This is a genomic window from Pseudomonas inefficax (genome assembly GCF_032164165.1).
GTDB classification, from domain to species: domain Bacteria; phylum Pseudomonadota; class Gammaproteobacteria; order Pseudomonadales; family Pseudomonadaceae; genus Aquipseudomonas; species Aquipseudomonas inefficax.
On record NZ_CP134401.1, the window covers coordinates 5,287,858 to 5,310,127 of the forward strand.

At 56.1% G+C, this 22,270-nt stretch carries 19 protein-coding genes and 2 pseudogenes; 14 read left to right on the forward strand and 7 right to left on the reverse strand.

Features of this window, described 5'->3' with window-relative positions:
- Positions 1–24: 24 nt before the first annotated feature.
- The 3 genes and pseudogenes from RIN61_RS23830 to RIN61_RS23840 all read right to left on the reverse strand — a co-directional run.
- Positions 25–693 (reverse strand): hypothetical protein, encoded by a 669-nt coding sequence (locus RIN61_RS23830; protein ID WP_313854538.1) that lies wholly within the window; start codon positions 691–693, stop codon positions 25–27.
- Positions 690–1,007 (reverse strand): PFGI-1 class ICE element type IV pilus protein PilL2, encoded by a 318-nt coding sequence (pilL2, locus tag RIN61_RS23835; RefSeq protein ID WP_313854540.1) that lies wholly within the window; start codon positions 1,005–1,007, stop codon positions 690–692. The genes RIN61_RS23830 and pilL2 overlap by 4 nt, the downstream gene beginning before the upstream one ends.
- A 1-nt stretch (position 1,008) precedes the next feature.
- Positions 1,009–1,587: pseudogene (locus RIN61_RS23840) on the reverse strand (reverse transcriptase domain-containing protein); the annotation flags it as partial.
- Positions 1,588–1,929: 342 nt separating this feature from the next.
- Between RIN61_RS23840 and RIN61_RS23845 the strand changes: the two are divergent.
- The 3 genes from RIN61_RS23845 to RIN61_RS23855 all read left to right on the forward strand — a co-directional run bounded on the left by RIN61_RS23845 (position 1,930) and on the right by RIN61_RS23855 (position 6,682).
- Positions 1,930–3,615, forward strand: coding sequence for a choline dehydrogenase (locus tag RIN61_RS23845; protein ID WP_313854542.1), 1,686 nt, complete (start codon positions 1,930–1,932; stop codon positions 3,613–3,615).
- Between the two features lie 19 nt (positions 3,616–3,634).
- Positions 3,635–5,098 carry a betaine-aldehyde dehydrogenase gene (betB, locus tag RIN61_RS23850; protein WP_186556059.1) on the forward strand — a complete coding sequence of 488 codons (1,464 nt, stop codon included), beginning with the start codon at positions 3,635–3,637 and terminating at the stop codon, positions 5,096–5,098.
- A 153-nt stretch (positions 5,099–5,251) separates the two neighbouring features.
- Entirely contained in the window at positions 5,252–6,682 is a 1,431-nt protein-coding gene (locus RIN61_RS23855) for an APC family permease (RefSeq protein WP_258641792.1), read from the forward strand.
- 56 nt (positions 6,683–6,738) lie between these two features.
- Here RIN61_RS23855 and RIN61_RS23860 read toward each other — a convergent pair whose 3' ends face one another.
- The 3 genes from RIN61_RS23860 to RIN61_RS23870 form a co-directional block, all read right to left on the reverse strand.
- On the reverse strand, positions 6,739–7,701 hold the full coding sequence (locus RIN61_RS23860; RefSeq protein WP_313854546.1) for a helix-turn-helix domain-containing protein: 963 nt from the start codon (positions 7,699–7,701) through the stop codon (positions 6,739–6,741).
- A gap of 671 nt (positions 7,702–8,372) precedes the next feature.
- Positions 8,373–9,680, reverse strand: coding sequence for a histidinol dehydrogenase (hisD, locus tag RIN61_RS23865; protein ID WP_258641789.1), 1,308 nt, complete (start codon positions 9,678–9,680; stop codon positions 8,373–8,375).
- 360 nt (positions 9,681–10,040) lie between these two features.
- Entirely contained in the window at positions 10,041–10,859 is an 819-nt protein-coding gene (locus RIN61_RS23870) for a helix-turn-helix domain-containing protein (protein ID WP_258641788.1), read from the reverse strand.
- Positions 10,860–11,277: 418 nt separating this feature from the next.
- On the opposite strand from RIN61_RS23870, the gene RIN61_RS23875 reads away from it, so the two are divergent.
- Positions 11,278–11,637: a hypothetical protein gene (locus RIN61_RS23875; protein WP_313854549.1), complete on the forward strand. Its 360-nt coding sequence runs from the start codon at positions 11,278–11,280 to the stop codon at positions 11,635–11,637.
- Positions 11,638–11,672: 35 nt separating this feature from the next.
- Here the strand turns inward: RIN61_RS23875 and RIN61_RS23880 are convergent.
- Positions 11,673–12,653, reverse strand: a pseudogene (locus tag RIN61_RS23880) (IS5 family transposase).
- Between the two features lie 329 nt (positions 12,654–12,982).
- On the opposite strand from RIN61_RS23880, the gene RIN61_RS23885 reads away from it, so the two are divergent.
- The 10 genes from RIN61_RS23885 (at position 12,983) to RIN61_RS23930 (ending at position 22,226) form a co-directional block, all read left to right on the forward strand.
- Complete coding sequence (locus tag RIN61_RS23885; RefSeq protein WP_274094582.1) at positions 12,983–14,506, forward strand: CoA-acylating methylmalonate-semialdehyde dehydrogenase; 1,524 nt, start codon at positions 12,983–12,985, stop codon at positions 14,504–14,506.
- A 60-nt stretch (positions 14,507–14,566) separates the two neighbouring features.
- Positions 14,567–15,376, forward strand: a complete 810-nt coding sequence (locus RIN61_RS23890) for an NAD-dependent epimerase/dehydratase family protein (protein ID WP_104961257.1) — start codon at positions 14,567–14,569, stop codon at positions 15,374–15,376.
- On the forward strand, positions 15,376–16,464 hold the full coding sequence (locus RIN61_RS23895) for a mandelate racemase/muconate lactonizing enzyme family protein (protein ID WP_313854554.1): 1,089 nt from the start codon (positions 15,376–15,378) through the stop codon (positions 16,462–16,464). The genes RIN61_RS23890 and RIN61_RS23895 overlap by 1 nt, the downstream gene beginning before the upstream one ends.
- 28 nt (positions 16,465–16,492) lie before the next feature.
- Positions 16,493–17,308, forward strand: a complete 816-nt coding sequence (locus tag RIN61_RS23900; RefSeq protein WP_186553640.1) for an HpcH/HpaI aldolase family protein — start codon at positions 16,493–16,495, stop codon at positions 17,306–17,308.
- Positions 17,308–18,084 (forward strand): alpha/beta fold hydrolase, encoded by a 777-nt coding sequence (locus RIN61_RS23905; protein ID WP_313854556.1) that lies wholly within the window; start codon positions 17,308–17,310, stop codon positions 18,082–18,084. The genes RIN61_RS23900 and RIN61_RS23905 overlap by 1 nt, the downstream gene beginning before the upstream one ends.
- Before the next feature lie 265 nt (positions 18,085–18,349).
- Positions 18,350–19,120, forward strand: coding sequence for a lysine/arginine/ornithine ABC transporter substrate-binding protein (locus RIN61_RS23910; protein WP_313854559.1), 771 nt, complete (start codon positions 18,350–18,352; stop codon positions 19,118–19,120).
- 70 nt (positions 19,121–19,190) lie between these two features.
- Positions 19,191–19,901: an ABC transporter permease gene (locus RIN61_RS23915; protein WP_019098972.1), complete on the forward strand. Its 711-nt coding sequence runs from the start codon at positions 19,191–19,193 to the stop codon at positions 19,899–19,901.
- 2 nt (positions 19,902–19,903) lie between these two features.
- Positions 19,904–20,587: an ABC transporter permease gene (locus RIN61_RS23920; RefSeq protein WP_313854563.1), complete on the forward strand. Its 684-nt coding sequence runs from the start codon at positions 19,904–19,906 to the stop codon at positions 20,585–20,587.
- 91 nt (positions 20,588–20,678) lie between these two features.
- Positions 20,679–21,446: an amino acid ABC transporter ATP-binding protein gene (locus RIN61_RS23925; protein ID WP_313857678.1), complete on the forward strand. Its 768-nt coding sequence runs from the start codon at positions 20,679–20,681 to the stop codon at positions 21,444–21,446.
- 33 nt (positions 21,447–21,479) lie between these two features.
- Entirely contained in the window at positions 21,480–22,226 is a 747-nt protein-coding gene (locus RIN61_RS23930) for a GntR family transcriptional regulator (protein WP_019098969.1), read from the forward strand.
- Positions 22,227–22,270: the final 44 nt, after the last annotated feature.

Here is a 22,270-nt window from a genome sequence, read left to right on the forward strand (position 1 = left end):
GAGAACTTATACACGTTCACCTCCTCATGGGATGGGCAGGGTGCGATCGCCGTGGCCCGGGACATGGAACACGGCCTGGCCCTCGCGAATCGCCCGCAGTTGCCAGCCGTTCAAGCTGTCACCGGGCTGGAGCAGGTGCACGGTGGACAGTGCATGGGTGCCGGCAGGCAATGCGGTCACAAACCTGATGGTGCCGCGCGTCTCGATACCCTGCAGGGTGAAGGGCGGCTGCGGCGCCTTGGCTTTTGATTGATCGCTGACGGGGGACGCTGGGGATGCAGAGGCGGCCGGCACCTTGTGAGCGGTCGACAGCTTCCCGAGTGCCGCTTCTGCCGCACTCATGCGTTGCGCCAGGGTGGTCAGATCGGCGCTGCTCGGTCCTGGCGGTACCGCTTGCAGGATCCTGACGGACGCCGCCAATTCGTCGAGTTGCTGGCCGAGCGTTGCCTGTGCACTGGTGTGCTGGTGCTGGGCGTCTTTCAGGGCCGCGACTTGTGGCGACAGCGTGGACAGCGTTGTGTGCAATTCGCCGATGTCGCGACGCAGTGACGGGCTGGGGGCGGCCGGCGCATTGCGTGCGGCGGTCTGCAGTTCAGCCAGTTGTTGGTGCTGGTTGTAGCTTTCGGCAGCGAGGACGGCAGCACCCAGGCACAGGGCGCCGATTACCAAGGCCTGAAAATGGTGAACCTTCATGGTGCGGTCTCCAGTGTCGAGAAGGGTGGTTCGGGCGGGGGCAGACGCAGGGCGTAGCACACGCTCCGCTCGACCGGGTCAATGTCCAGGCGCCAGGCGGGGCCGCCAACGATGGTCAAGGCATCCAGCAGCGAGATCGGCCCGAGGTCGTGATGCACGGCCGGCAAGGGGCGGTGGAACAACCGTGCCACGGCAGGGCTGTCGGGACAGAGGGAGTAGCCCGAACGCTGGAGCACGTGGCGCAGTGCTTCCCCGACCGTCGCGTGCAGCGCGGGGGCGATCTGGACGTTGACTAACTGATAATCCCACGACACTGTCGTCCGCGTAGCGCACGACAATCACATCACCGCGAGCGTGGCGCTCGCGCCACTGCCTTGCCCATAAATCCAGCACGTAGTGAAGATAGATATTCGCCAGCAACGACGATATCACTGCGCCTTGGGGCGTACCCTTGGTCGCAGCCACCCTACGGCCATCCTCAATGACACCTGCTTTAAGCCACTTGCAGATATGCCCGAGCAAGCGCCGGTCTGCAATCCGGTACCCTAGAAACATCAGCATCCACTCATGATCGATCTCATCAAAGAACGACGTGATATCCGCATCAAGTATCCAGTTCACCTTTTGGCTGTTCAGCGCGACCGTTAACGCATCCAGCGCATCGTGCTGACTGCGGCCCGGTCGAAACCCATACGAGAACCCAAGAAAGTCTTCCTCATAGATCGCATTCAGAACGGTAACAACCGCCTGCTGTACGATCTTGTCCTCCAAAGAAGCAATACCCAACGGGCGTTGCCTGCCATCGGCTTTGGGAATGTAAAGCCGGAGCCCCTGACGGGTTCTACGGCTAGCGAAAGGTGGATGGTGGTGGAGTTCTGAAGTGCTACCGAACAGCGTATAGACACCTTAATTACTGCAACAGGTTGGCATCAGAAGGGCCATGGCATCATCCTCAAAGCCGAATCATACGGTGCTTTGGTAGCTGCTCTGTCCCGGCTCCTGACGGCCCTGCGCGCACTCAGGATTCGGTCGATCTCCTTGGCGAGGCCATGTGTATGGACGCTGAAACTGCAAGCGTTCGCAAACGCAAAGCGCTCTCAATCCGCTCCTTGGGTGCGGACGTGCGGTGCTTTGCTTGCTAAAAATGGATAGTGACCACCTCTCTCGAAAATCATACTGATGCTACCGGCAAAGTGACTCAAGCGGTCGCTTATAGCGCTTCAGGAATTTCGTAGAGTGATAATTGTGAACGCAGAGCTTAATAAAAAAACTAGTCAGTATGATTACGTAATAGTTGGTTCAGGATCGGCAGGGGCGGTTGTTTCCTACCGACTAGCGGCTGCAGGTCATAAAGTGTTGGTTCTGGAGGCTGGTGGAAGTGACTGGGGGCCTATTCTCCAGATGCCTTCAGCCCTTCAAGTCTCGATGAGCATTAAGCGATATAACTGGGATTATTCTAGTGTTCCGCAAAAAAATCTTAAAAATCGTGTGCTTTTCTGTCCGCGCGGTAAGGTAATAGGTGGGTCTTCTTCAATTAATGGTATGGTCTATGTGCGTGGGCATGCGCGCGACTTTGACAGTTGGGAAGTGTTAGGCGCCCAAGGTTGGTCTTATAAAAATGTCCTTCCCTATTTCATGAGAATGGAAAAATCTCATGCCGGGGAAGAAGGATGGAGGGGTACAGATGGGCCAATGCATGTAACGAGAGGTACGCTGGAAAACCCTTTGTACAAAGCCTTCATCGATGCAGGAGTGGAAGCTGGATACAATCGAACCCAAGACTATAACGGTTCATGTGGTGAAGGTTTCGGCGCTATGGAGCGCACAGTTTATAATGGTCGTCGTTGGTCTACAGCTAGCGCGTATCTGCGACCAGCTCTTGAGACAGGAAACGTTACCTTAATTAAGCACGCGTTGGTAAATAAAGTTATTATCTCGGAAAAAACTGCTCGAGGTGTCGCTTACTCTAAGGGGGGCGATAGCTTCGAAGTTTTTGCGAATAAAGAAGTTATTCTCTGTGCAGGGTCGATCAATACACCGAAATTACTTGAGCTTTCCGGTGTTGGCAGAGCTGATGTATTGCTAAGAAACGGAATCGATCTAGTGCACGAATTGCCTGGCGTCGGAGAAAACATGCAGGATCATCCTGAGGTGATCATGCAATGGCATTGTAAAAAGCCAATCACTCTCAATAAACACAACAATGTTCTATCAAAGGCATTCATTGGCGCTCAATGGCTGCTCACCAAGGAAGGTCTAGGTGCTACGAATCATTTCGAAGCCTGTGCGTTTATTCGAGATAGAGCGGGTATTGAGTATCCTAATTTAGAGTTTCACTTCATGCCGGCTGCCATACAGTATGATGGTACTGCCATTGAGCAGAAACATGGTTTCCAAATTATGGTTGCTTCTGCTCGGCCTCTTTCCAGAGGATCAACTCACATTCAGTCGAGTGATCCCGATGTATCACCAAGCATTGATTATAATTTCTACGATCACCCAGATGATATTGTAGAAATTCGCAATGGTATTAGGCTCGCTAGGGAAGTGATTGGGATGCCGGCTATGAATCAATTTGCTGGAGAAGAGCTTTTGCCGGGAGCCGGTTATGAAACTGACGAGCAGATCGATCAGTTCATCCTCGAGCATACTGGTAGTGCGTATCACCCTTGTGGAACCTGTGTTATGGGCGATCCGGCTAATCCGATGACCGTGGTTGATCCTGAATGCAGGGTAGTAGGGCTAATGAATCTACGTGTCATAGACTCTTCCATTATTCCGCTTGTTCCAATGGGAAATATTAACGCTCCTTCTATCATGATAGGAGAAAAAGGCGCGGATCATGTGTTGGGCATTGCGCCTATCGCCCCGGCAACCCGGCAACCAATATTTGTCGAAAATTGGCAGTCGAAACAACGTTGATACAACAAGAGTGAATTATATGAAAACTGTGCTGAATTACATTAATGGTGCTCAGGTTGAAGGGGGCGGGAAGCTCTTTGATAAATTCTATCCGGCTAGCGGGGAGTTATTGCTCAAGGTTAGTTTCGCAGCAGAGCAGGATTGCGATAACGCTATTGCTGCGGCTAGCGAGGGTTTTAAAAAGTGGGCAGTTACTCCCCCGGGGCAGAGGGCGGCAGTGCTGCGTAAAGCGGCCCAGTTGATGCGTGAGCGATTAGACGTTCTTGCTGAAGTTGAAGTGCTTGATACTGGTAAACCGTTGCGTGAAGCAAGGGCCGATGACGTAGTATCGGCTATCGATTGCTTGGAGTACATGAGCGCGCAAGCGGCAACAGTACATGCCCAGCAGTATGATCTGGGGGCAAATATGGCTTACACGCGACACGAACCGCTTGGTGTATGCGTAGGTATTGGTGCGTGGAACTATCCAATCCAGCTCATAGCTTGGAAGGCGGCGCCGTGCCTGGCAGCAGGAAACTCAATGGTATTTAAGCCATCTGAGATGACGCCTTCTAATGCAGTCTTGTTCGCTGAGATACTGAGCGAAGCTGGTCTACCGCCAGGTGTATTCAATGTCGTACAAGGTGATGGTCAGGTTGGTCGATACCTGGCTGAGCATCCGCAAGTGGCTAAAGTTTCATTCACCGGGTCAGTCGCTAGCGGTCTAAAGGTAGCTGCTAGCACCGCCCAAATGATGAAGAAAACTACTCTGGAGCTTGGTGGGAAGTCACCGCTAATCATTTTTGCTGATGCTGAGATTGATGTTGCAGTGGAGGCGGCCCTGTGTTCAAACTTTTCATCACAAGGTGAAAACTGCTGTAATGGAACACGAGTGTTCGTCCAAGCTTCGATTTATGATGAGTTTTGCGAGAAGGTGGCTAAGGCTACAAAAGCGCTCAAGGTTGGCAATCCTATGGATTTGGAAACCGAGATCGGTTCGCTCATTTCTCCTCAGCATAGGGATTCGGTGTGTTCGTACATTGAGAGTGGTGTTCAGCAGGGCGCAACTTTACTTGTAGGTGGTGGTGTATACGTTGTTGAGGGGCTGGAGGGTGGTAGCTTTGTATTCCCAACAGTGTTCTGTGACTGCACTGACGAGATGGATATCGTCCGAGAGGAAATTTTCGGCCCTGTTATGTCGATCTTGAAATTTGAAACCGAGGAAGAGGTGCTTGCCCGTGCTAATGACACTCTTTTCGGATTGGCTGCTGGGGTATTCACCCAGGATATTAGTCGCGCATTACGTATGACGAAGAACCTTGAGGCCGGTGTTTGCTGGACAAATACGTACAATGTCGTGCCTGCTGAACTCCCTTTCGGTGGGTATAAAAATTCCGGATTAGGAAGGGAGAATGGTGCTTACGCTCTTAAAGAGTATACTCAAGTAAAGAGTGTCTACATTCAAGTGGAGCGGCCATCCTTTCCGTTCAAGTGTGTAAAGTAATAGATTTGCATAACAAAGTGTTTCCTTAAAGCTGCCAGTGCTAAAAATTTTAAAATAATAACGTTATCTAACAGCTCTATATCCGATACATGCGTTCAGGACTGTTATCTAGCTGACGTAGTGCTTCGGTTGCAGGGTTAAAGGTGAAATATAATGGAAACTCAAAACAAGATGGCCGGTTTGCAAGGCAGCCTTGGTGTGATGGGCGTTGTATTGATGGTGCTAGCCCAAGCAGCTCCCTTGACGGTAATGGCTGGTACTGGGCCACTGATGATCGGGTTGGGTAACGGTATCGGTGTTCCGATGACTTCGGTGGTGGTTGGTTGTGCTTTGCTTCTGTTTGCATTTGGATTTGTGGCTATGTCCAAATATATTGAAGGGTCAGGCGCATTCTACGCTTATATTCTCAAGGGAATGGGGCCAGTTACAGGAATTGGCGGCGCAGCCGTTGCTGTGGTTTCATATACATTGGTATTGCTCGCACTTGAAGTGTTCTTATCTATTCTTGTAAAGGATGCAGTCGAGCGCTGGGTGGATGTGAATTTACACTGGAGTATATACACCAGTGCTATCATCCTAGTTATCGGTGTCCTTGGTTACAGAAATATTGAGGCGAGCGCCAAGGTTTTAGGTGTGGCACTGGTGGCGGAGATCGCTATCATAATTGTTGCGGATATTGTTGTTTTTTGGCAGCACGGCTTAGCAGGCCTGGATCCCACTCCTCTACTACCCTCCAGCTTCATGTCTGGTAATCCTGGTATTGGCATCCTCTTCACCGTGCTGTGCTTTGTAGGTTTTGAGGCAACAGTCGTTTACCGAGAAGAGGTCAAAGATCCGAATCGGACGATACCTCTGGCTACCTACTACTCTATCATTATCATTGTCGTGCTTTACTGTGTGTCGTTTTATCTTACTATCATTGGTGTTGGTGTTGATGATGTAGTAAAGCAGGCGCTAAGTAATACAGAATATATGTATATTGATTTTGTAGGTCATTATATGGGGAAGGTTGCCCAAGATATAGCTAATATCCTGGTGATTACCAGCTTGTTCTCCGCTGCACTGGCAAATCACAATGTGATAGCTCGGTATAAATATGTTTTGGGCCGTTCATCTGTTATTAATCCAAGATTCTCTGACGTACACCATGTTCATGGGTCTCCACATCGAGCTTCGTTTACACAAACTCTAACGGCTTTGGCATTGGTTGTCGGTTCGGTTGTATTCAACCTCGACCCTATCAAAGAGGTATATACTTGGGGGTCTGCAGCAGGTACCCTGGGTTACATGCTCATCATTACCCTAACTGCTCTTTCAGTCATTCTGTTCTTCAGGAAGGATTCACGCGCAGTTCCGGTGTGGAACTCCAAAATTGCACCGTACCTCTCTTTGATCTGCCTTGTTGGTTTCCTGCACCTAGCTCTTGTGAATATTTCCGCCCTGACAGGAAGTCAAGGTTGGAATTTTGTAAATATTTCGATAGTTGCGGTGGTGGTAGGCACATTTGTGATTGGGGCAACACGCGGTTTGTATCTCAAATGTTTATCGCCGTTGCGGCTGGTTCAGGTGTGTGAGCGGGTTTGAATCTGTGTATTAAACTGGCTAAGAGGTTGTTAGGCTGGACTGGTTGCCAGCCTAACTTACCTATGTTTAGGTTTAGTATAAAGATTTTCGAGTTTTGCCTTTAGTGTTTGCGAAGGTAGTTCACCAAATAGCTTTTTGTATTCTCTGGAAAAATGGCTGAGGTGTAGAAAGCCCCAGTTAGTAGCAGCCGTAGTTACCGATTCTCCTGATGACATGTTTTTCAGGACTTGATTTAACCGGATTGCTCTCATGAACTCGGCGGCTTTCATACCTACCGTTTGATGAGTTGCGTTTTGAAGCGTTCCACGTGAAATGTGTAATTCATCAATCAGTTGCGATATAGAACGGATCTCATAAGGCTGGGAAATGATTATCGAGTAAGCCCTTTTTATGATTTCCCAGTAATGATTAACGATGTAGCTTTCGATGTGGGATTTAGTTGAGTTCGTTTGTTTGCGCCATTCATATAGCGAGTCGGTGAATACGTCTATCAAGTTGACTGATGTGGAGGCAGAGTGTGTGTTCGCATCGCTGGACAGATAGAATGAATTTTCGAGTCTTTTCAAGTTTGGTTCGCAGATTGTTGCCAACACTCTCGGTGACGATTCAAGATTTAAAAGCAAATCATTTGTTAAGTGTTTTTCGAGTTCTGATCCCTTACGGATGCTGATCATCAGTGCCTTCATGTTCTCCGCGCTTTTGAATTCGTATCCGCACCGTCCTGATATCAGTACCACGTCCCCTTGGCTTACTGATCTTCCGCAAGTTGCCATCTGCTCATCACATTTGAGTGCAACGACGAGGCCGATTGAGTTGTCTGGTATACAGCCCTTCTGGTACGTGGCCTTATTCATTTGCTCAAAGTAAAAATCTGCCTGATCTAACGATAGGTCAATTCCGACACCCTTGAATACGCCACGAGAAATCTGCGCATATTGCTGCTGCCACTGCGATATAACTTGTGCCTGGGAGTGTACATCTCTAGAAAAACGTACTTTATGGTTCTTATCAAGGTCCATCGCTTTCCTCCTGTTTACCATGCTGGGTTGATTGTGCCTAATTTCCAGCAATTTTTATGCCAGCGCCATCCTCCCAGTACGTCTTTGAGCAACTTGGTATCGATTGTCAAATATTTAATGGGAAATCCGATATTCTGACAATTCCGTTATGTGGAAATGGAATAAAAATTTAAAGCCTGATTCTGCCGTGTCGAAGCGCTGAGCACATTGTCTCCACGAATTCTAGCGGTAGGGTCAACATAGCATGTTGCGATGTTTAGGTGATACTAAATGTAACGGCGCTGTTCAAGATCCAGGTCCATTAATTTTCGATAATATCTAGTTATATTATGCTGTTTCTGGTGCGTGTCATGAGACTTAATTTTGTTAGATGCCCATGGCCCGGTTCGCTGAAAAGGCTTTCCAGTAACGCAAGATGTAGTCCGAGGAGTGGTTTCATAGGCTACTATGCTAAGGGCAGAAAATGTTTGATGTGATTGGCGTAGCTGTATGTGAGAACTGATCAGGTATGGTGCAGTAGTTTTACGGGCATTGCGCCGGAGAGCAGAGGTTGTCTATATTTCTCAAATGACATAAAAATGTGGGGTTGTAGTCTGGGTGGGAATATTTATGAGGGGTTAAATTAAACACCCCGGCAGGGAGCGAAGAGACACTTCGCTCCCTTTATGTGTTTACAAAGCAGGCGCCCCGAAAGCTACATCCTTTTTCCCATATCTACGGACTCGGATGTTGGCTTGCTCAGCGTGACCGACAAACCCTTCCATGAGGCACAGGCGAGAGCAGTATTCACCGATGAGGGCTGATGCTTCATCAGTGAGGACGCGCTGGTAAGTACAAGTTTTGATGTATTTACCAACCCATAGGCCGCCTGTGTAGCGAGCTGCTTTGTTAGTTGGCAGCGTGTGGTTGGTGCCAATTACCTTGTCGCCATAGGAGACGTTAGTGCGAGCACCCACAAACAGAGCGCCGTAATTCCGCAAGTTCTTAACAAAATAGTCGTCATCTCGAGTCATAATCTGAACGTGCTCAGAGGCGTACTCGTCCGAAAACTTGACCATCTCCTCATAGGACTCACAGAGAATGATTTCACCAAAGTTCTCCCAAGCCTCCCCGGCGATGGCAGAAGTTGGCAGTAACTCCAGAAGGCGTGCGATTTCCTTCAGCGTGTCTTCCGCCAACTCGCGGGAAGTCGTCAGCATGACGGCAGGAGAATCTTTACCGTGTTCTGCCTGGCCGAGCAAGTCAGTGGCACAAAGCTCGCCGTCCACGCTGTCATCAGTGATCAGCAGAGTCTCGGTGGGGCCGGCGAAGAGGTCGATGCCCACTCGACCGAAAAGCTGACGCTTGGCTTCAGCCACATAGGCATTACCTGGGCCGACGATGATATCCACCGGATCGATGCTCTGGGTGCCGATAGCCATCGCACCCACGGCCTGGATCCCTCCGAGGCAGTAAATCGAGTCTGCGCCTGCAAGGTATTGAGCTGCCACAATGTAAGGGGCGGGCTTGCCTTGGAAGGGAGGGGCTGCCGTGGTGATGTTTTGGACGCCCGCCGACTTAGCCGTGACGATGGACATGTGGGCCGAAGCCAGCAATGGGTATTTGCCGCCTGGAACATAGCAGCCGGCAGCGCTTACTGGGATGTGCTTATGACCTAGGATAACACCTGGAATGGTTTCGATTTCGCAATCCAGCATAGAGGCACGTTGAGCATCAGCGAAGCGACGTACCTGAGCTTGAGCAAACAGAATGTCATCACGCTCACGATCAGTCAGTTTATTCATGCACTCTTGGATTTCCGCAGGTGTCAGGCGGTAGTCAGTGCGATCCCAACCATCGAATTGAGTCGATAGCTCGCGGACGGCGGCATCACCGCGCTTCTCGATGTCCAGGAGAATACGGGAAACGTCCGATTTTACTTTCTCGTTCGAGGCTACTTGCTGCTCCGTAGGGTTCGCTTTTTTGATCCACTCAGCCATCTCATCACCTTTATTGTAGGTATCAGAACCCTAGCGTCTCGCCATACTCCGACGCGTAGTTCTGAAATAAATAGTTTCAGGCAAAACGCCTTGTTTGTTTACATTGGTTGACCAAACCAAATGTGAGTCAATCGCTTCCGCTAGTTCGTGCGGATGCGGAGATCGACGCTCCCGGCAGAGCGGCTAAGCCTAACGACCAGAAGGCTTAATGCCCTGCCTAGTAAAGAAATTAATCGTTTATCTGAGTCGCCACAATTTCTCATAAGGACGAAAAGTGACGCACTGTGACGCAGGCTGGATTTGGAATGGGGAGGCTGGCAGCTGCGAGGTGATGATGAGCCTTAAGAAGCATTTTCTACGTCATATACGGGCAGAATCGATGAAGGAGTTATCACTGTCTAGGTAAGTAATGATTTCCTTGGGGATGGAAGGATCTGTGGGGGAAAGCACTGTTGCTCGCTTTATATGGGTTTTGCGTATTAAGCCTTTGCCCACAAATGCCATTGCGACCTTGGCTGCTACCGGTTGCCGCATCATTGAAGCGGCTATCCCGCTGGTGACTCCGAAGATAAATCTTTTTGAGTTGCGGTTCACAGACGCCAGGTTGCTGAATGTCAGTTCATTGCGCTGAATCGTCTCAAAGTCTATTGCGAAAATTCGGCCTGCAACAGGGAAGCACAATCCATGATATTTAAAGTGGTAATCGTTTTTACCTGTGCCATCGGCGCTAGGAAATCGCTCAACATAGTAATGCCTTAGGGATCCCTCCGCTTCGTAAATACAGAAAATCGAGCGAACGATCTGGCCGGTGTAAATTGACGAGTAGTGATAGCGTTCATAGACTCCAATTATACTGCTAGGTAAGGGGGTTGCGCTGGCAGTGATTTCGTCGATGAAGTTGATCATCTTGGGCGCTTGGATCAGACTTCGAAATAGATGAAAGTGGCTGCCGTCAATTATGGATCTAAAGTCACTAGGAGATGAAAAAAGAACTTCGGTTGATAAGCCAAAATGATTGGCAATAGCCCTAAGGTTGCTCTTGGAAGGCTCGTGAGTGCCAGCAAGATATTTGTTGAACTGTTGCCGGTTGAGACCAACTTTCCTGCAGAATTCTGTTACAGATCCCGACTTTTCGCACAGTGTTCGTAGGTTGGCGGATAGGTAATCAGATGAAGCCATGGACAAGACCTCCAGATAGAATTTCCATACAGGTGCGTAATCAAAAAGCCAAGCAACATTTCTACATGTTACCGCGTCAGATCGAAAAGGGTAGGGGTGATCAGACGTATTATTCTGCGACGCCGAATAGTAATCCTCAGAGAGCAGGTATCGTTAAGCCCCCTGACTGGTATTCATTTTCGCACATCCTAGCCATGGCTCCTTCGCGTTCAACGTGGCTCCAGTGAGCCTCTATGCATTGGCAGGAGGCGTAGATTATCGGGGTGGCTCCATTCTGTCACTCGTTCCCATTCAGATCTCCCAACCGCAAGCTCCGCTTGCCCTGGCGGTGAGATGCGGTCTACGACATCAGTTGAATTCAACTGCTCGAAGTTATCAACCGGAGCGGTGTCGTGGCTATAGATCAGCAGCGGGCTAAATGACATCGCTTCTGATACTGGAGCAGCTTACGGACACATCGGGCGCATCCATCTGGGTCAGAGACGGGCCAGTTCAGGGTCACGACTTGCTCACCGAAAGGCAACTCGACGGACACGGCACCGTAAGTTGGTTGTTTGGCTTTCGCCTTGGTCGGTATTGGGGCTTGCAAAGCTGCAGCAGACTGTTTGAGGAAAAGTGGCATCAATTTGTGAATGACTTCGGCGTTGATGTCATTGCTGGCACCTATGGATGGTCTGAAGTAGCCATGTATTTCTGGCTGACTTCAGCCCCCGCCGGTTTTGAAAGCGACGAATCGATCAAAAACGATCAGGTCACCCGCTCATTTCTGTGTTTTTAGCCGCCACGAGCACCTCGCGGCAGCCATATCCCGCATTACAGGCGCACCTCTCCCGTATTGCTCAGTAAGTGTCGGCGTGCCATCCACAGGTTCGACAGCGCAAACAGTGTCACCAGTTGCACGGTGTTCTTCGCTAGACCACGGAAGCGCGTCTTCACATAACCGAACTGCCGTTTGATCACCCGGAACGGGTGCTCGACCTTGGCGCGCACTTGGGCTTTGGCCTTCTCGATCTTGCGCTTGGCTTTGTACAAAGGGCTGCGCTTACCCAGCTTCTTGTATGTACTGCGGCGGGCGGCGATCTACCAGGTGACCTCTCGGCCTTCATGTTCAGGGCGTTTCTCGACGCCGGTGTAACCCGCGTCGGCGCCGACCATGTTTTCCTCGCCGTGCAGCAGTTTGTCGACTTGGGTGATATCCGCCACATTGGCCGCCGTGCCCACCACGCTGTGCACCAGACCCGACTCATCATCGACACCGATGTGCGCCTTCATGCCGAAGTAGTACTGGTTACCCTTCTTGGTCTGGTGCATTTCTGGGTCGCGTTTGCCGTCCTTGTTCTTGGTCGAACTCGGCGCATTGATCAGCGTGGCATCGACGATGGTGCCTTGGCGCAACGACAGGCCTCGATCACCCAGATAGCCATTTATCACGACCAGGATGCCAGCAGCCAGTTCGTGTTTCTCCAGCAGACGACGGAAGTTGAGGATCGTGGTTTCGTCGGGAATGCGCTCCAGCCTCAGTCCGGCGAACTGGCGCAGGATGGTGGTCTCGTACAGCGCTTCCTCCATCGCTGGATCGCTGTAGCCAAACCAGTTCTGCATCAGATGTACGCGCAGCATCGCCATCAACGGGTAGGCCGGACGGCCACCATCACCTTTCGGGTAATGTGGCTCGATCAGGGCAATCAAACCCTGCCACGGCACCACCTGATTCGTCTCGATCAGGAACAACTCTTTGCGGGTCTGCTTACGCTTGCCGGCGTACTCGGCATCGGCGAAGGTCATTTGCTTCATCGGAAAACTCGGGGGTAGAGTCCGGACATTTTGCCAAAATCAGGAAGTCTTCTTCAGGATTTCCCTAGCTGGGGGGGCGTTTTGCTGTGCCTGAAGCCTTCAGGCAAGGGCTGTCATGGCTGCTGCTTCGTCTTAGGGGCCGATCACCGTCGCAATTTCTCAGCGGGACGGTGGTTCATGGAGGTTTGTAGCGATAAGTCTTGTAAGAAATATACTGATATATTAGTGTTCTGCTTCGATTGGTTTTCTTGTAAGGCAAGCGCTGCCGTACCTCGGCATTGAGTCGTGCTCCATCAATGGGGCCTAAACCACAACTAATAGGTGAGTACATGAGCAGCAGTTCTACCCAGCACGAGACGTCCGGCCTTATCGGGCATTTCATCGATGGTGAGGTCGTTTCGTTCGAAGGCGAGCGCCAGGCCGATGTGTTCAACCCGGCGCTCGGCCAGGTCCAGGCGCAGGTCGCGCTGGCCTCGGCGATGACTGTCAACGAAGCTGTGGCTGCGGCCCGGGCGGCGTTCCCGGCCTGGTCGGAGCTGTCGCCGCTGCGTCGCTCGCGCATCCTGTTCCGTTTCAAGGAACTGCTCGACCAGCACCATGAGGAACTGGCCCGGCTGATTACCGCCGAACACGGCAAGGTGCTCTCCGACGCCATGGGCGAAGTGACCCGCGGCATCGAGATCGTCGAGTTTGCCTGCGGCGCGCCTTATCTGCTGAAAACCGCGTTCACCGACAATATCGGTGGCGGTATCGACAACTGGAACCTGCGCCAGGCCCTGGGCGTGTGCGCCGGCATCACGCCATTCAACTTCCCGGTGATGGTGCCACTGTGGATGATCCCGATGGCCCTGGCTACCGGTAATACCTTCGTCCTCAAGCCTTCCGAGCGCGATCCGTCGGCCAGTCTGCTGATGGCCCGCCTGCTCAAGGAAGCCGGCCTGCCGGACGGCGTGTTCAACGTGGTCCAGGGCGACAAGGTGGCGGTCGACGCACTGCTCCAGCATGACGACGTCGAGGCGATTTCCTTCGTAGGTTCGACGCCGATCGCCGAGTACATCCACCGCGAGGCGACCTCTCGTGGCAAGCGGGTACAAGCCCTGGGCGGGGCGAAGAACCATATGATTGTCATGCCGGATGCCGACCTCGACCAGGCCGCGGACGCGCTGATCGGCGCGGCCTACGGCTCGGCCGGCGAGCGCTGCATGGCGATCTCCATCGCCGTAGCGGTAGGCGATGTTGCCGATGAGTTGATCGCCCGGCTGCTGCCGCGTATCGATGCCCTGCGGGTGCGCAACGGTGTCGACCCGCAGGCCGATATGGGCCCGTTGGTCACGGCACTGCACAAGGGCAAGGTGGAGGGCTATATCGACAGCGGGGTCACGGAAGGGGCGAAGTTGATCGTCGATGGTCGCGGCCTGCAGGTGCTGGGGGCGGAGCAGGGCTTCTTCGTCGGTGCGACCCTGTTCGACCAGGTCACCCCGGAAATGACTATCTACAAGGAAGAAATCTTCGGCCCGGTGCTGGGTATCGTCCGGGTGCCGGACTTCGCCAGTGCGGTGAAGCTGATCAACGCCCACGAGTTCGGCAACGGCGTGTCCTGCTTCACCCGCGACGGCGGCGTGGCCCGGGCCTTTGCCCGCAGCATCCAGGTCGGCATGGTCGGTATCAACGTGCCAATCCCGGTGCCCATGGCCTGGCATTCCTTCGGCGGCTGGAAGCGCTCGCTGTTCGGTGAACACCACGCCTACGGCGAAGAAGCACTGCGCTTCTACACCCGCTACAAGAGCGTCATGCAGCGCTGGCCAGACAGCATCGCCAAGGGCCCCGAGTTCAGCATGCCCACCGCCAAGTGATGACCCGGCACGCCGGCGGCTGTCGGCGTGCCTTCCAACAACAAGACAGCGAGCACTGCCATGAGCAAACCCAAGCTGCTGATTACCGGCGCAGCGGGCCGGGTCGGGACCCTGTTGCGTCCGATCCTGCTCGACGACTACGACCTGCGCCTGTGCGACCTGAATCCCATCGAGGGCCTACGCGACGGCGAGCAGGCCGTAGTCGGTGACCTGGCCGATCCGGCCATCGCCAATGCCGCCGTGCGCGGCACCGTAGGGGTAATCCACCTGGCCGCCGCAGTGGCGCCGGACATCGCCTTTGCCGCGACCCTGGCGCCCAATTACGTCGCCGTTCTCAACCTGTTGGAGGCCTGCCGCGAGTTCGCTGTGGGGCGCTTCATCTTTGCCAGCAGCCATCACGCGGTGGGGCTGCACCCGGTCAGGAACGAGCCCTGGACCGCCAGCGCCTCGATCGCCCCCGACGGTTTCTACGGCCTGAGCAAGGCTTTCGGCGAGGCGGCCTGCGCCCTGTACGCTCACCGCTTTGGTATCGAATGCCTGGCCATCCGCATCGGGAATGCCGACCCGCAGGTGGTGGACGGTCGCCGCGAACGCCTGTGGGTCAGCGCCGCCGACCTGGTACAGATGATTCGCCTCGGCCTGGAAGGCCAAGGCGAGCCGTTCCGGGTGGTCTACGGCATTTCCAACTGCCCGCAGCCGCTGCTGAAGAACGATGAAGCCTTCGAGCGCCGCTATCGCCCGGTAGACCACTCGCCGCGCAACCACAGCGCCACGTTCCGCCCGTTCACCTACCTGACCGAGGAGGAGGGCGCCGGTTTTGTCGGCGGCTTCTTCGCCAAGAGTTCGCTCCCTGATCCGAGGAAAAACTGATGAAGATCGTCAAGGCTGAAGTCTCCATCGTCGAGATTCCCTTCCATCTGCGTGGTACCGGGGTCGGGATCATGCCCACCGCCTGGAAGAGCCTGGAGTTCGCCCTGATCCGTCTCGAGGACGAACTGGGTAATGTCGGCTGGGGCGAAGGGTTCGGCTACTTCACCGTGGATGCCACCAAGGCGATCATCGATCGCCTGATCCTGCCCAGCCTGATCGGCAGCACCATCGACGACATCCCGGCGTGGAACCGGCAGATGCAGCGCTCGATCCACATGTTCGGGCGCTACGGCATCACCATCTTCGCCATCGGCGGGGTGGATATCGCCCTCTGGGACCTGGCCGCCAAGCGCGCCGGCAAACCGCTCTACCAACTGCTCGGCGAGGGCCGCCGAGAGCAGATCCCGTTCTACGCCAGCATGGTGCGCTACGGCACCGAGGAACTGGCGACCATGACCTGTCGAGAGGTGATCGCCGCCGGGTTCAACAGTATCAAACTGCACGAGATCGACCTCGACATCATCGAGGCCTGCCGCCGTGTCGCCGGGCCGGACAAGAATATTTGCGTCGACGTGAACTGCGCCTGGTCGGTGGAGTTCGTCGAGCGCAACCGGGAGCGTCTCGAAGCCCTCAACCTGACCTGGGTGGAGGAGCCGGTGTACCCGCCGGAGGACTTCGCCGCACTGTCCAGCCTGCGTGGTTCGCTGCCGATCGCCGCCGGGGAGAACTGGACCACTTCGTTCCAGTTCGCCCAGGCCTTCCAGGCGGGCGCGGTGGATATCGTGCAACCCAGCGTGACCAAGGTCGGCGGCATTTCCGAATTCCTTGCCATCATCGAGCAGGCGGGCAAGGCCGGCAGCCAGTTGATGCCCCACTCGCCGTATTTCGGCCCGGGCTTCTTCGCCAGCCTGCACCTGGCGGCGGCCAACGCCTCGGTCCAGGCCTTGGAATACAACTTCGTGCAACCCGACGCCTGGCTGGCGGATGTGGAAGGGCTGCGCAGCGGCGACCTGATCAAGGTGCCGCAGGTGCCGGGCCTGGGTTTCGAGCCCGACTATGACGTGATGAACAAGTACCGCCGCGGCTGAGCTCGCGGCGTAACGAGAGGTACGGACTATGCAGCCCAACAAGATCAAGGCGCTCTGGCGCGACGGTCAGCCGGTGGTCAACGGTTTCCTGTCGATTCCCTGTGCGTTCGTCAGTGAACTGATGGCCGAGCAGGGCTATGACGCGCTGACCATCGACCTGCAGCACGGTGTGGTGGACTATCAGACTGCCGTTGGCATGCTCCAGGCTTTGCGCGCAAGTGGCGTGACACCAATGGTGCGGGTGCCCTGGCTGGAGCCGGCGAGCATCATGAAAGCCTTGGATGCCGGGGCCTACGGAGTGGTCTGCCCGATGATCAACACGGCGGAACAGGCGGCGCGGCTGGTCTCCTACATGCGCTACCCGCCGGCCGGGGTGCGCAGTTTCGGGCCGACCCGGGCGAGCATTTCCGCCGGCGCCGACTATGGCCGCGAAGCCAATGACAACATGCTCTGTTTCGCCATGATCGAGACCCGCGAGGCGTTGGACAACCTCGCCGAAATCGCTGCGACCCCGGGCCTGGACGGGCTGTACATCGGCCCGGCGGACCTGACCATCGGCCTGACCGGCATGCGTTATCCCACCGGCTTCGACCGCGAGGAGCCGGAAATCCTCGAGGCCATCCAGCATATTCTCTCCACCGCCCATGCCCATGGCATCAAGGCTGCGCTGCATTGTGGTTCGCCGGCCTATGCGTTGCGGGCGCTGCAGTGGGGCTTCGATATGGTCACCCTGGCCAATGACGTGCGCATGTTGACCAACGCAGCCGGGGCTGCCCTGAAACAGGTGCGCAGCGGACTTGGCGATCTGGCCGGAACGGGACAGCCGGTCGGGAGCCAGTACTGATGAGCCTGCTGGAGACCGTGCACCAGTTCGGCCACGGGCCGCACAAGGTGATCGTGGTGCACGGCTGGATGGCCGGTGCCGCGCTGTTCGATCCGTTGCACGGCTGGCTTGACCCTGAGCGCTTCACCTATGCCTTCATGGATTGTCGCGGCTATGGCGCGCGGCGCGAGGCGCCAGGGCCATTCACCGTGGAGCAGATCGCCCGGGATATGCTGAACCTGGCCGACCTGCTGGACTGGTCGCACTTCAGCGTGGTCGGCCATTCCATGGCTGGCATGGCAGCGCAATGGCTGCAGGCCCACGCTGCCGAGCGTCTGGTGTCGGTGGTGCTGCTGGCCTCGGTACCCGCCAGTGGCGCGACGCTTTCCCCGGAGCGCAGGGCCTTGCTGGGCGAAGCCTTGCACGAGCCGCTGGCGCGTCAGTTGCTGATCTCGGCCAACGTCGGGCATTGCCAGGACGAGGAATGGCTGCGCGGCATGCTGCAACTGAGCCTGCGCACTACCTGGGTGGAAGCGATGAGCCGGTACCTTGAGTCCTGGAGCGGTGATGATTTCGCCGAGGCAGTGAAGGGGGTGAGGGTGCCCACGCTGGTACTGGTGGGCGAACGCGACCCGGGTTGCACCGTGGCCTCGATGAACAACACGCTTATGCGCTGGTTGCCGACGGCCCGGCTGGAGATTCTGCCAGCAGTCGGTCACTATCCGATGCGTGAGGCGCCTGCGGAGCTGGCGCGTGTCATCGAGACCTGGCTGTTGGCTCGCGCAGAAAGGTGCTAAAGGACGAAGCGGACACTATGGGCGGGTTTATCCGCGATTACGCGGGTGGGCTCACTACCGCTATCGCGGTAAACCCGCTCCCACAAGGTCCGCGTAAATCAAGGCGTCATGTCTTGTTCCAGGGCCCTGCACGGCATAAAACCGCTGTTCCCCATTCCAGAAAAGAAACCTGAAACACCCTTGATAAGCTGCCAAATCCTGTTATCGTGATTCGCATACCAATATATTGGTATGCAGGAATACCGTAATTCGAGGAAAACCAACAATGAATAGCTCGAAATACCTCGCCTGTTCGGCTGTGGTCCTGACCCTTCTTTTCGGTGCCGGTGCGCACGCGGAGCAGAAGTCGCTGCGGATCGCCACCGAGGGCACTTATCCTCCTTTCAGTTACCTTGAAAACGGTCAGTTGACCGGCTTCGACGTCGATATCGCCAAGGCCCTCTGCGAGCGCATACAGGCCCGTTGCGAGATCGTTTCCCAAGGCTGGGACGGCATGATCCCCGGGCTGATGTCTGGCAAATACGATGCCGTCGTCGCCTCCATGGCGATCACCGAGGAGCGCAAGCAGAAGATCGATTTCACCGACAAGTACTACGCCACTCCAGCCCGCTTCATCGCCGAGAAGAGCGCAGGCATCAGCGATACCTCGGTCGCCGGCATGGCCGGCAAGGTCATCGGCGTGCAGGGCTCCACCACCCAGGGCAGCTATCTGGAGGACTTCTACAAGGACTCCGAGATCAAGGTCTACAAGACCGTCGACGATGCTGCAATGGACCTGGCCAACGGGCGTCTCGATGCGGTGTTCTCCGACTCGGCGATCCTCTATCCCTGGCTGCAGACCAGCCTCGGTACGTGCTGTGACTTCGTCGGCCAGGAAGTGCGCGACGACAAGTACTTCGGGGTCGGCAAGGGTATCGGCGTGCGCAAGGAGGATCAGGCCTTGCGTGGCGAGCTGGATACGGCGATCAAGGCCCTGCTGGCCGATGGCACCTACCAGCGCATCAACCAGAAGTACTTCCCTTTCGCTATCTATTAAGAACGCGCCCCCGACGCGCCTCTCAACCCACTGATAGCCCCGTGCTCCGAGCACGGGGGAGGGCCTGATCATGAGCGAATACCTGCAGTTGCTTTCCTTTTCACCCGAAGGCTGGGGCGCGGCCTTGCTGTCCGGCGCCATCCTGACCCTGCAACTGGCCCTGGCCACCTTGCCCCTGGGCCTGGCGCTGGGCCTGACCCTGGCGCTGTGCATGGACAGCAAGCGCCGTTTCCCCAGTCGTGCGGCCACGGTGTTTGTCACCGTATTCCGCGGTCTGCCGGAGCTGCTGACCATCTTCATCATCTATTACGGCGTCCAGTTGCTGGTCAAGGAAGCCTCCGAGGCCATGGGCTTCAAGCCTTTCCAGGTCAACGGCTTCTTCGCCGGGATGCTGGCCCTGGGGCTGGTGTTCGGCGCCTTTTCCAGCGAGGTGTTCCTGACCGCCATCCGCGCCATCGCCAAGGGGCAGCGTGAGGCGGCATTCGCCCTGGGGCTGTCGCGGGTCGACATGTTCCGCTTCGTCACCGCACCGCAGCTCTGGCGCATCGCCTTGCCGGGCCTGGGCAACCTCTGGCTGGTACTGCTCAAGGAGACCTCGCTGCTCTCGGTGATCGCCCTGACCGACCTGATGCGCCAGACCTACCTGGCGGTGAGCAACACCAAGGAACCGTTCTTCTTCTATGCCGTGGCCTGCAGCATCTACCTGCTGTTCTCCATCGTCTCCGGCCAGGTGCTGCACCTGATGGAGAAGCGCGCCAACCGATTCTACGTGCGGAGCTGAGCATGGAACTGGAACTGCTTTCGACCTACGGCCCGCGCATGCTCGCCGGCCTGTGCATGACCCTGAAGATCGTCCTGCTCTCGGTGGCCCTCGGCGCGCTGCTGTCGCTGCCGCTGGCGGCGGCGCGGATGAGCCGGATCGGCTGGTTGCGGCGCCTGGCGTTCTGCTACACCTACCTGTTCCGCGGCACGCCGCTGCTGGCCCAGACCTTCCTGGTCTACTACGGAGCCGGCCAGTTGCGTCCCGAACTGCAGGAACTGGGTGTCTGGTGGTTCTTCCGCGATGCCTACTGGTGCACCGTGCTGACCTTCACCCTCAATACCGCAGCCTATCAGGCCGAGATCTGGCGAGGTGCGGTCCAGGCGGTGCCCCAGGGGCAGTGGGAAGTGGCGCATGCCCTGGGCCTGTCGCGACTGTCCGGGATCAAGGACGTGATCGTGCCCCAGGCCTTCGTCGTGGCCCTGCGTCCGCTGAGTAACGAGCTGATCCTGATGCTCAAGTCCTCGGCCATTGCCAGCGTCATTGCCGTGCCCGAGCTGATGGGCATGACCAGCCTGGCGTTCTCGCGCTCCTTCGATTTCCAGGTCTACCTGTGGGCGGCGGTGCTGTACCTGAGCCTGGTGGAGAGCATTCGCCGGCTGTGTGGCTGGATTAGCAACCGCATCACCCGACACATCACTCATTGAGGGCCGCGCGATGATGCGATCACTCCCCATCGACAACAACCTGAACAAGCAAGCGGAGGCGCGAAGCATGGGCGCAGAACAACAGGTCGGAATGGGCAGCGCGCCCGCAGCGCAGGCCGCGACCGGACAACCCGTGGTGGTGATGCGTGACCTGAAGAAGTGGTACGCCGATTTCGCCGTGCTCAACGGCATCGATCTCGAGGTGCGCAAGGGAGAGCGCATCGTGGTCTGCGGGCCGTCCGGCAGCGGCAAGTCGACCCTGATCCGCTGCATCAACGGCCTGGAGGAGTACCAGGCCGGCAAGCTGATCGTGAACGGCACCGAAATCGGCACCAACGGCAGCGGCGTGGACACGGTGCGCAAGGAAACCGGCATGGTGTTTCAGGGCTTTCACCTGTTTCCCCATCTCACCGCCCTGGAGAACTGCATGCTGGCGCCCATGCGCGTGCTGAAAAAGAATAAGGTCCAGGCCCGTGAGCAGGCCCAGGCCTTGCTGGAACGGGTCGGCATGGCGGCCAAGGCCGGGCATTACCCAAGCCAGCTGTCCGGTGGCCAGCAGCAGCGGGTGGCGATCGCCCGGGCGCTGTGCATGAACCCGCAGATCATGCTGCTCGACGAGCCGACCTCGGCGCTCGACCCGGAAATGGTCAAGGAAGTGCTCGACGTGGTCCTGGGCCTGGCCGAAAGCGGCATCACCCTGTTGTGCGTGACCCACGAGATGGGTTTCGCCCGCCAGGCGGCGGACCGGGTGATCTTCATGGACCGTGGGCAGATCGTCGAACAGGCGGCGCCGGACGAGTTCTTCAAGGCACCGAAGAGCGAGCGGGCACGGCAGTTCCTGAGCCAGATACTGCACTGATCGGGCGCAACGGCGTGCGGAGCGGGGCAGGGTATGCGAGGCATCTTTCATCAGGACATGATCGACCAGGGGCGGCCGAAAGCGGCCCAGGTCTATCAACTGCTGCGCTCGGCCATCGTCGGGTTGCAGTACACCCCGGGCGACGTGCTCGGCGAAAAGGACATCTGCGAGGCACTGGGTGTTTCGCGGACACCGGTTCGCGAAGCGATCCTGCGTCTGGTCGGCGAGCAGATGCTGGTGGTGCGGCCCAACGCCGGGACCTATGTCAGCGCGATCCGCCTGCGCGACGTGCTGGAAGGTCAACTTGTGCGCGAGACCCTGGAAACCCGCTGCGTACGATTGGCCGCGAGGTTCTTCAAGCCGCGTTACGAGGATGAGTTCGAAACTCTGTTCCTGCGCAAGCAGAAAGCCTACGAGCGCATGGAGTGCAACGAGTTCTACGCCCTGGACGAGGCCTTCCACCGGCTGATCTGCGAGTGTGCGGGGTATGCGCACCTGTGGCAGGTGATGCAGGGCGCCATGGGCCCGCTGGACCGGGTGCGACGCCTGGCGTTTCCGGTGCAGGAACATTTCGACGAGGTGATCGACGAGCACCGGCAGATGTACCGGGCGATCCGGGCGCATGACGAGGAGGGCGCCGAACGCCTGATGACCTTGCACGTGAACAGCATCTTCGAGTCGCTCGAACACCTGGTGAAGGATCAGCGCGGGCTGTTTATCGAAGGCCTGGCCCAGGAGGGCGAGCAGTCTTTGCGGGAACTGGGTCATCGTGTCCGTTGAGGTGCTTGTTTTTTTTCTGGCAACTAATATATTAGTATTTCGAA

Bases quoted from the DNA above. Each gene is read 5' to 3' on its own strand.
- RIN61_RS23830 (WP_313854538.1), bottom strand. From the start codon at position 693: ATGAAGGTTCACCATTTTCAGGCCTTGGTAATCGGCGCCCTGTGCCTG.
- betB (WP_186556059.1), top strand. From the start codon at position 3,635: ATGAAAACTGTGCTGAATTACATTAATGGTGCTCAGGTTGAAGGGGGC.
- RIN61_RS23855 (WP_258641792.1), top strand. From the start codon at position 5,252: ATGGAAACTCAAAACAAGATGGCCGGTTTGCAAGGCAGCCTTGGTGTG.
- RIN61_RS23860 (WP_313854546.1), bottom strand. From the start codon at position 7,701: ATGGACCTTGATAAGAACCATAAAGTACGTTTTTCTAGAGATGTACAC.
- hisD (WP_258641789.1), bottom strand. From the start codon at position 9,680: ATGGCTGAGTGGATCAAAAAAGCGAACCCTACGGAGCAGCAAGTAGCC.
- RIN61_RS23870 (WP_258641788.1), bottom strand. From the start codon at position 10,859: ATGGCTTCATCTGATTACCTATCCGCCAACCTACGAACACTGTGCGAA.
- RIN61_RS23875 (WP_313854549.1), top strand. From the start codon at position 11,278: ATGACATCGCTTCTGATACTGGAGCAGCTTACGGACACATCGGGCGCA.
- RIN61_RS23885 (WP_274094582.1), top strand. From the start codon at position 12,983: ATGAGCAGCAGTTCTACCCAGCACGAGACGTCCGGCCTTATCGGGCAT.
- RIN61_RS23890 (WP_104961257.1), top strand. From the start codon at position 14,567: ATGAGCAAACCCAAGCTGCTGATTACCGGCGCAGCGGGCCGGGTCGGG.
- RIN61_RS23895 (WP_313854554.1), top strand. From the start codon at position 15,376: ATGAAGATCGTCAAGGCTGAAGTCTCCATCGTCGAGATTCCCTTCCAT.
- RIN61_RS23900 (WP_186553640.1), top strand. From the start codon at position 16,493: ATGCAGCCCAACAAGATCAAGGCGCTCTGGCGCGACGGTCAGCCGGTG.
- RIN61_RS23905 (WP_313854556.1), top strand. From the start codon at position 17,308: ATGAGCCTGCTGGAGACCGTGCACCAGTTCGGCCACGGGCCGCACAAG.
- RIN61_RS23910 (WP_313854559.1), top strand. From the start codon at position 18,350: ATGAATAGCTCGAAATACCTCGCCTGTTCGGCTGTGGTCCTGACCCTT.
- RIN61_RS23915 (WP_019098972.1), top strand. From the start codon at position 19,191: ATGAGCGAATACCTGCAGTTGCTTTCCTTTTCACCCGAAGGCTGGGGC.
- RIN61_RS23920 (WP_313854563.1), top strand. From the start codon at position 19,904: ATGGAACTGGAACTGCTTTCGACCTACGGCCCGCGCATGCTCGCCGGC.
- RIN61_RS23925 (WP_313857678.1), top strand. From the start codon at position 20,679: ATGGGCAGCGCGCCCGCAGCGCAGGCCGCGACCGGACAACCCGTGGTG.
- RIN61_RS23930 (WP_019098969.1), top strand. From the start codon at position 21,480: ATGCGAGGCATCTTTCATCAGGACATGATCGACCAGGGGCGGCCGAAA.